Here is a 13,411-nt window from a genome sequence, read left to right as displayed (position 1 = left end):
CGGATGACTTCTCGGGAGGGTCGAAGTGGATGGTGTGACGGTGGCGGGAATCGTGGTCGGGGCGGTTCTCGCCATCGGCATCCTCGGAGTCCTCGGGCTCCTCGTGGCGCGCGCGATGGCGAAGCGTCCCGATCGGGCGAAACTGCGGAATGTGCCGGTGGCCGAACTCGATTCCTACTTCGGCACGAGGGCGAGCTTCGGTACCTCGGTCGAGGTGACCACCGCGCTGTCGCGGCCCGAGGTCTGGCAGCGACTGACCGAAAGCCCCTACCTGTCGGCGCTGCCGCTGTTCACCGGCCCCGTATGGAACGCCGGCCGTGCCGGGGTGTCGGCCGGGGATTGGTGCACCGCGTCGGGCACCTTCGTGTCGGCCGAGCTGCGCGTCGTCGAATCCGTTGCGGGCGAACGGCTGTCCCTCGTGGGTTCGGGTGTCTCGATTCCGCTGGCGGTACGTGACGCGGCCGAGCGGTTCACCATCGCCGACGGTCCGCGAGCAGGGACGCTGACGGTCCGGTGGGAGGTCGGCGGCTCACCGAAGTGGATCGGCTTCCTGCCCTGGCGTTGGGGCGCACCGTTCGCCAAGCCGGTGCTCTCGGGTGGGCTGCGCCACGTCCTCCAACTCGAATCTGCCGGCCAGACGGCCTGAGAACTCCCGGCCGACTCGGCTACGGCTGGTAGTCGGCCACCCGCTCGGGGACGACGAGCGACGGAAGCACCAGGCGCAGTTGGCTTTCGGTGTACGCATCGATCGTCAGGTGCGGCGCGAAATGCCAGTGTTTGAGCGCCCAGCCGTGGGCCAGCATCATCAGATCGAAGACCACGAGGTCGGCGTCGACGTCGGCACGGATGAGTCCGGCCGCGACGCCGGCCTCGATGGCGCCCCGCATCGGGGCCGATGTCTCGACCTCGAGTTGTTTGATCGCCTCGCGGCCGTCGGCATCGAGGGTCCGGCTCTCGCGGTAGGTCAGGACGACGGCGTCGCGATTCTCATCGACGATCTGCAGGTACTGCCGGAAGCCCGCGATGAGTTGACGCACCGGATCGTCACCGGCGACGTCCATCGCCGGTTGCAGCCGGTCCCGGAACTTCTCCAGGATGTCGACGATCGCGGCGAGCAGGATGTCCTCCTTGCCGCCGAAGTACTTGTAGAACAGTCCGACGCTGACGCCCGCCTCCTCGGCGAGGGCCTGCATCGACATCTGGTGAAAGCCGGTGCGCTCCATGACCGCCACCGCGGCGTCGAGAAGTTGCCGCTGACGTGAGGACACCCGGACCGCCCGCACCGCATCCTCGACCGCGGTGTCGGCCACCGATCGGGCCGCGGCTGTCTTGGCCATCCGTGTCTCCTCTGCTGGTTGGGCCGGTGAATCGCCGTTCACAGTGTATGCGACGACGACGAACGCCTCAGATGCCGAGGTCCTTGGCGATGATCGTCTTCATGATCTCGGTGGTGCCACCGTAGATCGTCTGGATGCGGGCGTCGATGAACGCTTGGGACACTGCGTATTCGCGCATGTAGCCGTAGCCGCCGTGCAACTGGAGGCAGCGGTTGGCGGTGCGGAACTGCAGTTCGGTGGCCCACCACTTCAGTTTCGCCGCCCGTGCGGCGGTCAGCTCACCCTTCACGTGCTCGGCGATGCAGTCGTCGAGAGAGGTTCGGGCGATGTCGAGTTCGGTCGCGATCTCGGCGAGCACGAACTGGGTGTTCTGGAAGGAACTGATCGGCGAACCGAAGGCGGTGCGCTCCTTGACATAGTCCATCGTCCGGGCGAAGACACCCTCGGCGGCCGCGACCGCACCGATGGCCAGACTCAACCGCTCCTGCGGAAGGTTGTGCACGAGTTGGTAAAAGCCCTGCCCCTCCTCGCCGAGCCGATTGGCCACCGGCACGCGCATGTCGGTGAAGCTCAACTCGCTGGTGTCCTGGGCGTGCAGACCGATCTTGTCGAGGTTGCGGCCGCGTTCGAAGCCCGGCGTGTCGGCCTCGACGACGAGCAGGGTGAGTCCCTTGTGCTTGTCCGGACTGGTGCGGGTGGCCACCACGAACAGATCACCGTTGCGGCCGTTGGAGATGAAGGTCTTCGACCCGTTGACGACGTAGTCGTCGCCGTCGCGGACCGCGGAGGTGCGGATGCCGGTGAGATCGCTGCCGGTGCCGGGTTCGGTCATCGCGATGCCCAGCACCGTCTCGCCCGACACGACGCCGGGCAGCCACCGCGACTTCTGTTCGTCGGTGGTCATCTCCACCAGGTACGGCAGCACCACGTCGTTCTGCAGTGAGAACGAGATGGCTTCGGCTGCCGCACCGGTTTTCGCGGTTTCCTCGATGACGATGGCGTTGTATCGGAAGTCGTCGACGCCGGGTCCGCCGAACTCTTCGGCCACCGGGAATCCGAGCAGGCCGTTCTTGCCGGCCTCGGTGAACATGCTGCGGTCCCACAGGCCCGCGGACTCCCAGTCCTCGTGGTGCGGGGTGATCTGTTCGGCGACGAACCGTGCGACGGTCTCGCGGAAGTGCTTGTGCTCGATGTCGTGGGTGAGGGATGTCATGGTGGGTCTCCTGGGATAGGGGGTCTCGATACGCCCCTCGTTCCTCGGGGCTACTCGACCGGCGGGGGGGGGGTACGCGATTGCTCAGCGGAAGGCGTTCTCGCCGGTGAACGCCTGACCGAGGACGAGCTGATGCATCTCCGGGGTGCCCTCGTAGGTGAGCACCGACTCGAGATTCACCATGTGCCGGATCACCGGGTACTCCAGGGAGATGCCGTTGCCGCCCAAAATGGTTCGTGCGGTGCGGCAGATCTTGATGGCCTCCCGGGTGTTGTTCAGTTTGCCGAAGCTGACCTGATCGGGGCGCAGACCGACGGTGTCCTTGAGGCGTCCGAGGTGCAGGGCGAGCAGCTGGCCCTTCTGCAATTCCAGTGCCATGTCGGCGATCTTGGCCTGCGTCAGCTGGAATCCGGCGATGGGCTTGCCGAATTGTGTTCGCTGCGTGGCGTAGTCGACGGCCGCCTGCCATGCGGTGCGGCCCGCGCCGATGGAACCCCAGATGATGCCGTAGCGGGCCTCGGTCAGGCTTGACAGTGGTGCCTTGATGCCCTTGCCCTTGTGCAGGTCGTCATTGCCCGGCATCAGGGCGTCGGCGGGCAGGCGCACGTTGTCGAGGACGATCTCGCCGGTGGTCGAGGCGCGCAGCGACAGTTTGTGTTTGATCTCCGGTGTGGAGACGCCGGGGGTGTCGGTCGGCACGATGAAGCCGCGCACGCCCACCGAACCGTCCTCGAGTTCGGTCTTGGCCCACACGACGGCGACGTCGGCGATGGGGGAGTTGGTGATCCACATCTTGCGGCCGTCGAGGATGTAGTCGGAACCGTCGCGGCGGGCCCGGGTCTTCATCGAGGCGGGGTCGCTGCCGGCGTCGGGTTCGGTGAGGCCGAAGCAGCCGACCGTTGTGCCCTCGGCCATCGACGGCAGCCAGCGGTTCTTCTGTTCCTCGCTGCCGTTGTTGTAGATGGAGAACATCGCCAGGGAGCCCTGCACCGACACCATCGAGCGGATGCCGGAGTCGCACGCCTCGAGTTCGAGGCTGGCGAGACCGTAGTGCACCGATGATGCTCCGCCGCAACCGTATCCGTCGAGGTGCATGCCGAGGACGCCGAGCTGGCCGAATTCCTTGAAGAGGTCGCGGGCGCCGGGGATGCCGCCGGCCTCGAACCAGTCGGCGATGTGCGGGGTGACGTGTTCGGCGAGGAATCCGCGGACCGAATCACGCACCGCGAGTTCGTCGTCGGAGTATCCGAGGTCGAGGTTGAGGGGATCGATCGCGGAGAACTTGGGTGCGGAGGTGGTGGCGCTCATCGGGTGGCTCCTGTCGAGGATGAGAGTGCGGAGTCGGGGGAGGTGAAGTGTCCGGCGGCCATCTCGGTGGCCGCGGATTCGGTTGCCTTGTAGTGCAGCTTCTTTCCGGTGGCCGAGACGGGGAGGGATTCGATGACCCGGTAGGCGCGGGGCCGTTTGAACTGCGAGAGCATCGGATGGGTGCGGCAGTAGGCGTCGAGTTCCTCGGGTGTGGGGTGGGCGCCTTCGACGGGGACGACATAGGCGACGACGAGTCGGCCCCACCGGTCGTCGGGGACGCCGACGACGAGGGAATCGGCGACCTGCGGGTGGCCGTTGAGGGCCTCCTCGACCTGTACCGGGTGCACATTCTCGCCACCGGAGATCAGCATGTCGTCCTTGCGTCCGACGATGGTGACGAATTCGTCGGCATCCCAGGTGGCCAGATCGCCGATGTGCAGCCAGCTGCCGTTGTACTTCGCCTTCTCCTGAAGGGGTGAATCGTAATAGGCGGCAGCGCACTTGGGTGAACGGATGATGACCTCACCCACCTCGGAGCCGTCGCGGGCGACCATCTCGTCGGGGTCGGCGAGGTGACCGTCGTCGTGCACCACGACCACCCGGACATCGTCGTCGATGCAGGCGCGGCCGGCGGTGCCGGCGTGATCGGGCAGATCGGTGGGTCGCAGGAAGGTGTTCCAGAATCCCTCGGTGGAGCCGTAACCGTTGAAGATCCTCGGGGTGAGGACGCTCTGATAGTGCAGTGCGGCTTCACGTTCCAGCGGTGCGCCCATGGTGACGATACCCCGCAGGCTGGACAGGTCACGAGGCTTGGCCTGCTGTGCGGTGGCGAGCATGGCGAGGTTCGTCGGGGCGCCGATCAGGAAGGTCAGCTGGTACTTCTCCACCCAGTCGAGCACCACCTCGGGGTCGAAGGCGCGCATCGGCACCAGCGAGGAGCCCAGGTAGAAGGTGGGATTGGGCCCGGCGCAATACAGGCCGCCGCGGTGGAACCACGGGGTCATGTTGAGGGTGCGGTCCTCCGGCGAGAGCGGGAAGGCCATGATGACGTCGTGTGCGGAGAAGATCTCGATGGCGCTGTTCATCGGCACGGCCTTGGGCATGCCGGTGGTGCCCGAGGTGTAGAGCCGCGTGGTCTCGTCGAAGACTCCTCGCTCCGATTGTGGCACAGCCGAATCCGAGGGTAGGTCATCGAAGCGGATGGAGACGGGTCCGTCCACGAGAGCCCCGGTGCCGACGCCCACCAGGATCTCCGGTGTGTGGTCGGCCAGCGCGATCGCCTCGGTCACCATGGTGGTGTAGTCGGTGTCGTAGATGTACACCTTGGGGCGGCTGACGTCGAGGATCACGGCGGTCTCGCCGGCGGCGAGCCGGAAGTTCACCGGAGATCCGACCGCGCCGGCGACCTGGGTGGCGAGATAGAGTTGCGCGAACTCCGGGCCGTTGAGCAGCTGGTAGGCGACGACGTCACCGGTGTTCACGCCGACCGCGGCCAGTCCGGCCGCCACCGTGTCGACGTCGGCGCCGAGTTGCGCGTAGGTCCAGGTGCGTTCGGTCACCGGGTCGATCATCGCCACCGCATTCGCGTAGCGGGACACGTTGCGGCGGAAGCCGTTCAGATAGGTGAATTCGTTCTCGAAGAACGAACGGTAGGCGTGTGCGTCGTAGACGTAACTCATGGCGGATCTCCAGTGATCTCTCGGGTGACCGTTGGCCTAGCCGGCCATGGTGAGTCCGCCGCTGACGCTGATCACCTGTCCGGTGATGAACGACGCTGCGGGGGAGGCGAAGAACAGGACGGGTGCGGCGACCTCGTCGGGGCGGGCGAGACGACGGAACGGGATCGCCTTGACGAGAGCGGCCTTGAGCTTCTCGTCCTGGGCCTGGAACAGCGGGGTGTCGGTGGGTCCGGGGCAGACCGCGTTGACGGTGATCTGGTAGCGGGCCATCTCACGCGCGAGGGACTTCGACAGTGCGATGACGCCGCCCTTGGCGCCGGCGTAGATCGACTCGCCGGAGCTGCCGACGCGTCCGGCGTCGGAGGCCAGGTTGATCACGCGGCCGCCCTGCCAACCGTCGACCTTGGATGCCTCGACCATGCCGGGCAGGAAGGCGCTGGCCATGTGCACCGGACCGAGGTAGTTGATGGCGACGACCTTTTCGGCGAATTCCGGTGTGGCGTTGAGGAACTGGTCGGTGCGGTCCCAGCCGGCGGCGTTGACCAGGATGTCGGGCACACCCACCTCGGCGTTGACGGCGTCACGCAGGGCGTCGACCTGGGTGCGGTCGGAGACGTCGACGCTCATCGGGACGATGTTGGTGTTCTCGGCGGCGGTCTGCTTGGCGGCGTCCAGGTTGAGGTCGGCGGCGATGACGGTGGTGCCCTGTTCGGCGAACGCGAGGGCGATGGCCTTGCCGATGCCGGATGCGGCTCCGGTGACGACGGCGATGTTGTTGCTGCTCATGGTTTCTCCGGTGTGGTGGGGTGGAGTCGGGGCTCAGGCGCCGACGTACTTGTTGAATTCGGGCATCCGCTTCTCGGCGAATGCGGCGGCGCCTTCGAGACCCTCGGGGGAGTGGGTGAACAGGTCCAGCGAGCTCATCGCGAGGTTGGACAGGCCGGCCTGGTGGTCGGTGTCGGCGTTGAAGCTCTGCTTGAGGAAACGGATCGCGGTGGGGCTCTTCTCGGCGATCTCGGCGGCGACCTTCTTGGCCTCGTCGAGCAGGTCGGCGGCCGGGACGACCCAGTTGACCAGACCCCAACGCTCGGCGGTCTCGGCGTCGTACTGGCGGCACAGGTACCAGATCTCGCGGGCCCGCTTCTCGCCGACGATGCGGGCGAGGAAGGCCGAGCCGAACCCGGCGTCGTAGGAGCCGACCTTGGGACCGGACTGGCCGAAGCGGGCGGTGTCGGCGGCGATGGTCAGGTCGCACAGCACGTGCAGCACGTGGCCGCCGCCGATGGCCAGGCCGTTGACCGCGGCGATGACCGGCTTGGGGATGTCGCGGATGGTCTTGTGCAGGTTGCCGATCTCGAACATGCCGCTCTCGGACGGGCCGTAGTCGCCGGTCTCGGCGCGCTGCTTGACGTCGCCGCCGGTGCAGAAGGCCTTCTCGCCGGCGCCGGTGAGGATCACGGCTTGGACATTCTTGTCGGCCCAGGCGCGACGGAACGCGTTGATCATCTCTTCGACGGTCTTGGCGCGGAAGGCGTTGTAGCGCTGCGGCCGGTTCATCGTGATGATCGCGGTCGGTCCCTCGACGGTGTAGTCGATGTCTTCGTAGTTCATCTCGGTGCTCCCTGTGTTCGGTCCCTGATCGCCGGGCGGTGATCAGCACTTCATGGTGAATGAACGTACATTCACTCCGACGGCGTGTCAAGGGTCACATCGAGTATTTGGAGAGGGTAGGCGTAGAAACCCACCTGCCGCCGACCGGCTGTTCATGTGCTCCTGGGGATATCGTTCGAGTGATATCGGCGGTGGTTAGGTGTGGCCATGACCATTGCCGAGTTCGAGCGAGGTGTGGCCGCCGGAGAGCGAGCCGATCAGGTCAGGGAGCAATACAGCGCCGCTGGTGTGAGGAGCGGGTTGGTGCATTCCTGGCAATCGCTCGGAGGCACCATCCGGATGTCGATCATGTTCGCCGGCGTCGATCGCGGAATCCGCAACATGGATGCCACGCCACCTCGACATCGTCGACGCGATCGCCGCCGGCGATGCCGGCAAGGCTGCGAAAACCGATGCGGAGCGTATGGACGCTGCGGCGAATACTTTGATTGCGTGACCGGGAGCGGCCGACCGCTGTCGGCGGATCGCGCCACCCGGTCACTCGGTGAGCGGTAACGCCGCGTGCCGCAGAAACCGATCGACGAGTTCGCGGCAATCGGCCGCCGACTCGTCGATCCGCGCGGCAACGGCGGCGGCCATCGCAGCGCGGTCGACGTCGCCGGAATCGTGATGGCTGCGACGGATGAACCCCTGATACCAGGAGGTCAGCACCTCGGGAGTGACCTCCGGATGAAACTGAACCCCGAGGTGTGGGCCCGAGACGAAGGCCTGAACACCTGCGTCATTGGTGGCGATCACATCGACGCCGTCGGGCACGGTGATGGTGTCGATGTGGGATTCGAGCCACGGTCCGGGGCCGATGAGATCGGGACGGGTGCTCTCGACCTCGACGAAACCGTGTTCGGGGTGTGTGCTGCGGGCCACCGACCCGCCGAGTGCGATCGCCAGCATCTGCGCGCCGAAGCACACCCCGAGGGTGGGTACTCCCTGATCGACGGTGTCCGACATCAGTTGTCGCGCATCGTCGATCCAGGGCAGGGTGTCGTCGAAGGCGGATTCGGGTGAGCCGGTGACCAGCACGGCGTCGAAGTCGGAAGGATCGGGGCTCGGCTTCGGTGCATCACAATCGAAGCAATGGATGGCTACGTCGTAGCCATGCTCGGTGAACGCCGGAAGCAGTGTCCCCAAAAGGGATTCGCGATAGTCCGATCGGAGCGCGAACTCCACCACCAGCAGTCGATGCGGCATGGACCGTCCCCTTCAGTATCCCGATGACTCTGCCGATCCTAACCGCCACCGTTCAGATCGTGTTCACCAACTCGGTCAGGTGCGCGGCCACCGTGGCGGGCGCGTCGAGTGTGAGTAGCACTGCGGCGCCGCCGATCTCGCGATAGCCGGCGTGAGGAAGAAGGTCGGCCAGGGCGCGTCCGTGCGTGGTGGGCATCACCTTGTTGTCCGGCGACCAGACAACCACGGCGTTCCCGTCGAACCCCGACAGTGCCTCGGTGTCACGGATCAAACTCGCCGGGTCGAAATCGGTTGACGCGTACTTCGCAAGATCGCGGGCGATACCGGGAATGGTCAAGACCGGATCGGTCCACCTGCGGGCGAGGTCGTTGTCGAGGGGGCGGGCCGTCATCCAGCCAAACACCATCGGTGTCCGCCGGAACAGGGAACTACGAATCTGGCGAGCCGCGAGGGTGAGCCCGCCGGGTAGCCGGGCGGCGATGGATGCCATTCGTCCGGGCAATCCCGGAGGAAAGTTGTCGAAGGCCTCGCACGGCAGGATCATCATCGAGCCCACGCGATCGTCGCGACCGATCGCGGTCAGGAAAAGCGCACCGCCCCAATCGGTGTGGACGACCGTGACGTCGTGGAGATCAAGAGCGTCGAGGAAGTCGGCGACCAGATGGACGAGTCCGGTCAGCGACAGATCGGCGTCTGTGTTCATCGGAATCCGGTGGGCGCCGAGCGGTAGTACCGGGCGGAGGTAGTGGAACCCGTCGGGCAGGAGTGGCATCACCGGATCCCATAGGGCTCCGTCCATGAACAACCCATGCAACAGCACGACGGGATGGCCTGCGCCCTGGTCGAGGTACTCGATGGTTCCCGCCGGGAGGTCGACGCGGCGGCGTGTGGTCGTGGTGGGCATCGGGCCTCCCATGGGTGATGGAGTGATTGCTCTAGAGTAACCACTCTGGAGCGTGTGGTCTAGAGTGAGATCATGCGAAATGACGAGCGGATCACCGTAGCGATGGGTGAGTCGCTGCGACGCAACGGTTACGCCGGAACCCCGATCAGCCAGGTGATCGCCGCGTCCGGGATGCCGAATGGGTCGCTCTATCACCACTTTCCGGGTGGCAAGCGCGAACTGGCCGGCGTGGCACTCCGGCGAATGGGCGCCGCCTACGGCGAACTCGTCGGTGGGCTGCTGGCCGAGGGCGACGATCTACCCGCGACGATCGAGGCCGCCTTCACCGCGGCGGCCGACGACATCGAGCGGTCCGACTGGATCAACATGTGCCCGGTCGGCACGGTCGCGGGGGAGACCGCGGACTCCGAACCCGCGTTGCGTGAGGTCGCGGCCGCGATCTTCGGTACCTGGATCGACGGGGCGACGGCTCTCTTCGCGTCGCGGGGCCTCGCCGACGCCGAAGCCCGCGCCTTGGCCTTTGCCGTGATCTCGGCGCTCGAGGGCGCCTTCGTTCTCGCGCGAACGCTGCGCTCCGGCGAACCACTGATCGCGGCGGGCCGCGCGATGGGTGCGGCGGCCCGCGAGAGGCTCGACGCTCACCGCCGCTGAAAGTGTTGGGCGAGTACGAAAGTGGGGAGGAGTAGTTCGTACCCCGGGTATGTGGTCATCCATGGGAAACTGTTGGGGGACGAACCTGCCGGTGGGGGAGGAATTCTCAGGGAAACCGTGGTCCGCCTCCAGATCCGAACGGCCGCGACACTGCTGAGGCGGCCTTCCGGTCGCATGTCGGGCGCGGCGACCCGCGAACCCGGGGGCGCGCGATAGCGTGACCACCATGGCGCAACGAGCAGAACCGGACTGGGTGCAGCACGTCATCTGGTGGCAGATCTATCCCCTGGGGTTCACCGGCGCCCATCCCGATCCCCACGGTCACGACGAGCACCGACTGCTGCGGATCCTCGGATGGCTCGACCACGCCATCGAATTGGGCTGTTCCGGGATCAAGTTGGGCCCGATCTTCGCCGCGGAGAGCCACGGTTACGACACCGTCGACCACTTCCGGATCGACCCGCGGCTCGGCACCGACGACGACTTCGACCGACTCGTCGCCGAGGCCCACGGTCGCGGACTGAAGATCCAACTCGACGGCGTGTTCAACCACGTCGGCCGCGGTCATCCGCTCGCCGCGGCGGCACTGCGGGACGGGCCGGACAGTGACGCCGCGCGGCGCCTGCGTACCACCGGCAGCGGTGACGACCGGCGATTCGTGCCCTTCGAGGGCCACGACATCCTCGTCACCCTCAATCACGACGACGACGAGGTCCGCCGCTTCACCGTCGACGTCATGCGGCACTGGCTGGACCGCGGTGCCGACGCCTGGCGCCTGGATGCCGCTTACGCGGTACCGACCCGATTCTGGGCGCAGGTGCTTCCCGAGGTGCGCACCTCTCATCCGGACGTCTGGTTCGAGGCCGAGGTCATCCACGGCGACTATGCCGGGTTCGTCGCCGACAGCACCGCCGACACCGTCACCCAGTACGAACTGTGGAAAGCAATCTGGTCGGCCATCAACGACCGCAATCTCTTCGAACTCGCCTGGGCCATGACCCGCCACAGCGAGATGCTCGAGGCCTTCGTGCCGGCCACCTTCATCGGCAATCACGACGTCACCCGCATCGCCAGCCAGATCGCCGATGCGCGCCACCTCGACCACGCGATCGTGCTGCTCGCTGTCCTCGGTGGGACACCGTCGGTGTACGCGGGCGACGAATACGGCTTCACCGGCGTCAAGGACGAACGAGTCGGCGGAGACGACGAGGTCCGGCCGCCATTCCCATCGACCCCCGGCGAACTCGAGTACCCGGACGAACGGATCTACCGACTTCACCAGCGGCTCATCGGATTTCGCCGACGCTATCCGTGGCTACACCGGGCCACCACCGAACAGCTCACGCTGGCCAATGAGCATGCCACCTGGGCGGTGACCGCCGACGGACAGCGTCTGGAGTTCACCCTCAACCTCGGCGACCAACCCGTCGGCATCGACTCCGCGTCATTGCTCGACTCCGACGACGCCACCCGCGACACACCCGGGTCCGTCGCACCGCACGGATGGGCGATCTGCGGGGGCTGAGAGGCGCGATGCGCAGGCGCGTGTCAGTCCAGCCCGCGCTGCGCCGTGCGATCCCCACGACGGGACGCGGCGCGCTGGATCAGGAAAATCGACGTCCCGAGCACGCCCACACCCAGACCCACCAGGCAGACGGCGAGCGTCCGTCCACCGCCCCACCCGGTGACACCGACGACGATGGCTGCGATCAGCCACGCGGTCATCCCGACCGCGATCACCGGTTCGGGCGCACGCAACGATCGCGGCAGTTCGGGAACGTCGGCTGCATCGGACATGTGCTCAGGGTAACTTTCGGGTGTGTCCACCGAATCGTCGAGTGAGCCGAACCCGCCGGACCTGAGCAAGTCAGACCTGAACACGCCCGCGCCACCACAGGGCGAATCGGGATCGCCGGCCCCGAACCCGCCGACCAACGTCATCGACCGCTTCTTCAAGATCAGCGAACGTGGATCGACGATGACCCGCGAGATGCGTGGCGGTCTTGTCACCTTCTTCACGATGGCCTACATCGTGATCCTCAACCCGATCATCATCGGTGGCATCCCGGGTGAGCCGCACAACGCCGACGTCCTCGGCAATGTGCTCCCGCTCGCACAGGTCGCCGCCGTCACCGCGCTTGTCGCCGGCGTCATGTCGATCATCTTCGGTCTGGTCGCCAACTACCCGTTCGCCATCGCCACCGGTCTCGGCATCAACAGCCTGCTCGCGGTGACCATCGCGCCGGAGGTGACGTGGCCCGAGGCGATGGGCCTGGTCGTCATCGACGGCATCATCATTGTGGCGCTCGCGGTCACCGGCTTCCGGACCGCGGTGTTCAATGCCGTTCCCGCGGAACTGAAAGCGGCGATCGCCGCCGGCATCGGCTGCTTCATCGCCTTCGTCGGATTCGTCGACGCGGGCTTCGTCAAACGCATTCCCGACGCCGCCGGCACCACGGTGCCGGTGCAACTGGGCTTCGGCAACTCGATCACCACCGTGCCGACCCTGATCTTCGTGATCGGTGTCCTGCTCATGGGGGTGCTGGTGGTCCGGCGCGTACCCGGCGGCCTGCTGATCGGCATCGTCGTCACCGCCATCGTGTCCATCATCCTGGAGTCGGTCCTCGATCTCGGTTCGAGCGCGACCAACCCCGACGGCTGGGGATTGTCGGTGCCGGCGATCCCCGATTCCTTCGGTGGCCTGCCGAATCTGGGTCTCGTGGGTGACGTCGACCTGTTCGGGGCGTTCACCCGTATAGGTGTCCTCGCCGCCTGCGTGTTCGTCTTCGCGCTGGTCCTGTCGAACTTCTTCGACGCGATGGGCACCATGACCGGACTCGGCAAGGAAGCCGGCCTCGCCGACGAGAAGGGCAACCTGCCCGGCATCGGCAAGGCACTCGTCGTCGAGGGCACCGGTGCGATCGCGGGCGGTGTCGCCTCCTCGTCGTCGAACACGGTGTTCGTGGAGTCCGCCTCCGGTATCGCCGAGGGCGCCCGCACCGGTCTTGCCAACATCGTCACCGGCGTGCTGTTCCTGATCGCGATGTTCCTCACCCCGATCTACGAGGTGATCCCCAGTGAGGCGGTCGCACCGGCACTGGTCATCGTCGGTGGCCTGATGATCGCGCAGGTCCGCAGCATCGACTTCACCAACTTCGCGATCGCCCTGCCGACCTTCCTGACCATCGTGACGATGCCGTTCACCTACTCGATCGCCAACGGCATCGGCGTGGGCTTCATCAGCTGGGTGGTGATGGCCACCGCGGCAGGTAAGGCGCGGACCATCCATCCGCTGATGTGGCTCGTCGCGATCGTGTTCGTCGCCTACTTCGCCCGGCAACCGATCTCTGACTGGATCGGATGATCACACAGAAAGTATGAGACGCGATTCGGCGTGGTCCGGACGATGGACAATACGGCCGAGGAAGCTGCGAGGAGCCTGAATAAAATCTAATATTCA

The 13,411-nt window shown here is 66.2% G+C and carries 13 protein-coding genes; 4 read left to right on the top strand and 9 right to left on the bottom strand.

Annotated features, from left to right (window positions below; all coding sequences use genetic code 11):
• Window positions 1-40: 40 nt before the first annotated feature.
• Entirely contained in the window at window positions 41-646 is a 606-nt protein-coding gene (locus ACWDPV_RS04755) for a hypothetical protein (protein ID WP_449741983.1), read from the top strand.
• Window positions 647-665: 19 nt separating this feature from the next.
• On the opposite strand, the gene ACWDPV_RS04750 is transcribed toward ACWDPV_RS04755, so the two are convergent.
• From ACWDPV_RS04750 to ACWDPV_RS04715, 8 genes are all read right to left on the bottom strand, one after another.
• Window positions 666-1,337, bottom strand: coding sequence for a TetR/AcrR family transcriptional regulator (locus ACWDPV_RS04750; protein WP_348804858.1), 672 nt, complete (start codon window positions 1,335-1,337; stop codon window positions 666-668).
• Between the two features lie 67 nt (window positions 1,338-1,404).
• Window positions 1,405-2,550: an acyl-CoA dehydrogenase family protein gene (locus ACWDPV_RS04745; protein WP_449741982.1), complete on the bottom strand. Its 1,146-nt coding sequence runs from the start codon at window positions 2,548-2,550 to the stop codon at window positions 1,405-1,407.
• 84 nt (window positions 2,551-2,634) lie between these two features.
• Entirely contained in the window at window positions 2,635-3,858 is a 1,224-nt protein-coding gene (locus ACWDPV_RS04740) for an acyl-CoA dehydrogenase family protein (RefSeq protein ID WP_449741981.1), read from the bottom strand.
• Entirely contained in the window at window positions 3,855-5,537 is a 1,683-nt protein-coding gene (locus ACWDPV_RS04735; protein ID WP_449741980.1) for a class I adenylate-forming enzyme family protein, read from the bottom strand. Before ACWDPV_RS04735 ends, ACWDPV_RS04740 begins: the two co-directional genes overlap by 4 nt.
• A 36-nt stretch (window positions 5,538-5,573) precedes the next feature.
• The gene (locus ACWDPV_RS04730) at window positions 5,574-6,323 is read right to left on the bottom strand and encodes an SDR family NAD(P)-dependent oxidoreductase (RefSeq protein WP_449741979.1); all 750 of its coding nucleotides are present in this window, start codon (window positions 6,321-6,323) and stop codon (window positions 5,574-5,576) included.
• 33 nt (window positions 6,324-6,356) lie between these two features.
• Window positions 6,357-7,148: an enoyl-CoA hydratase-related protein gene (locus tag ACWDPV_RS04725; RefSeq protein ID WP_348804863.1), complete on the bottom strand. Its 792-nt coding sequence runs from the start codon at window positions 7,146-7,148 to the stop codon at window positions 6,357-6,359.
• 537 nt (window positions 7,149-7,685) lie between these two features.
• Window positions 7,686-8,396 (bottom strand): type 1 glutamine amidotransferase, encoded by a 711-nt coding sequence (locus ACWDPV_RS04720; RefSeq protein WP_449741978.1) that lies wholly within the window; start codon window positions 8,394-8,396, stop codon window positions 7,686-7,688.
• A gap of 52 nt (window positions 8,397-8,448) precedes the next feature.
• Complete coding sequence (locus ACWDPV_RS04715; protein ID WP_449741977.1) at window positions 8,449-9,300, bottom strand: alpha/beta fold hydrolase; 852 nt, start codon at window positions 9,298-9,300, stop codon at window positions 8,449-8,451.
• Window positions 9,301-9,372: 72 nt separating this feature from the next.
• On the opposite strand from ACWDPV_RS04715, the gene ACWDPV_RS04710 reads away from it, so the two are divergent.
• The gene (locus ACWDPV_RS04710; protein WP_449741976.1) at window positions 9,373-9,951 is read left to right on the top strand and encodes a TetR/AcrR family transcriptional regulator; all 579 of its coding nucleotides are present in this window, start codon (window positions 9,373-9,375) and stop codon (window positions 9,949-9,951) included.
• A 226-nt stretch (window positions 9,952-10,177) separates the two neighbouring features.
• Window positions 10,178-11,476, top strand: coding sequence for an alpha-amylase family protein (locus ACWDPV_RS04705; RefSeq protein ID WP_449741975.1), 1,299 nt, complete (start codon window positions 10,178-10,180; stop codon window positions 11,474-11,476).
• Between the two features lie 23 nt (window positions 11,477-11,499).
• On the opposite strand, the gene ACWDPV_RS04700 is transcribed toward ACWDPV_RS04705, so the two are convergent.
• Window positions 11,500-11,748: a DUF2530 domain-containing protein gene (locus tag ACWDPV_RS04700; RefSeq protein ID WP_449741974.1), complete on the bottom strand. Its 249-nt coding sequence runs from the start codon at window positions 11,746-11,748 to the stop codon at window positions 11,500-11,502.
• 181 nt (window positions 11,749-11,929) lie between these two features.
• Between ACWDPV_RS04700 and ACWDPV_RS04695 the strand changes: the two genes are divergently transcribed.
• Window positions 11,930-13,315 (top strand): NCS2 family permease, encoded by a 1,386-nt coding sequence (locus ACWDPV_RS04695; RefSeq protein WP_449742424.1) that lies wholly within the window; start codon window positions 11,930-11,932, stop codon window positions 13,313-13,315.
• Window positions 13,316-13,411 lie beyond the last annotated feature (96 nt).

The organism is Gordonia sp. NPDC003504, from assembly GCF_053587995.1.
Note: the sequence above shows the minus strand (reverse complement) of the source record. Positions and strands in the feature narration are given on the sequence as shown.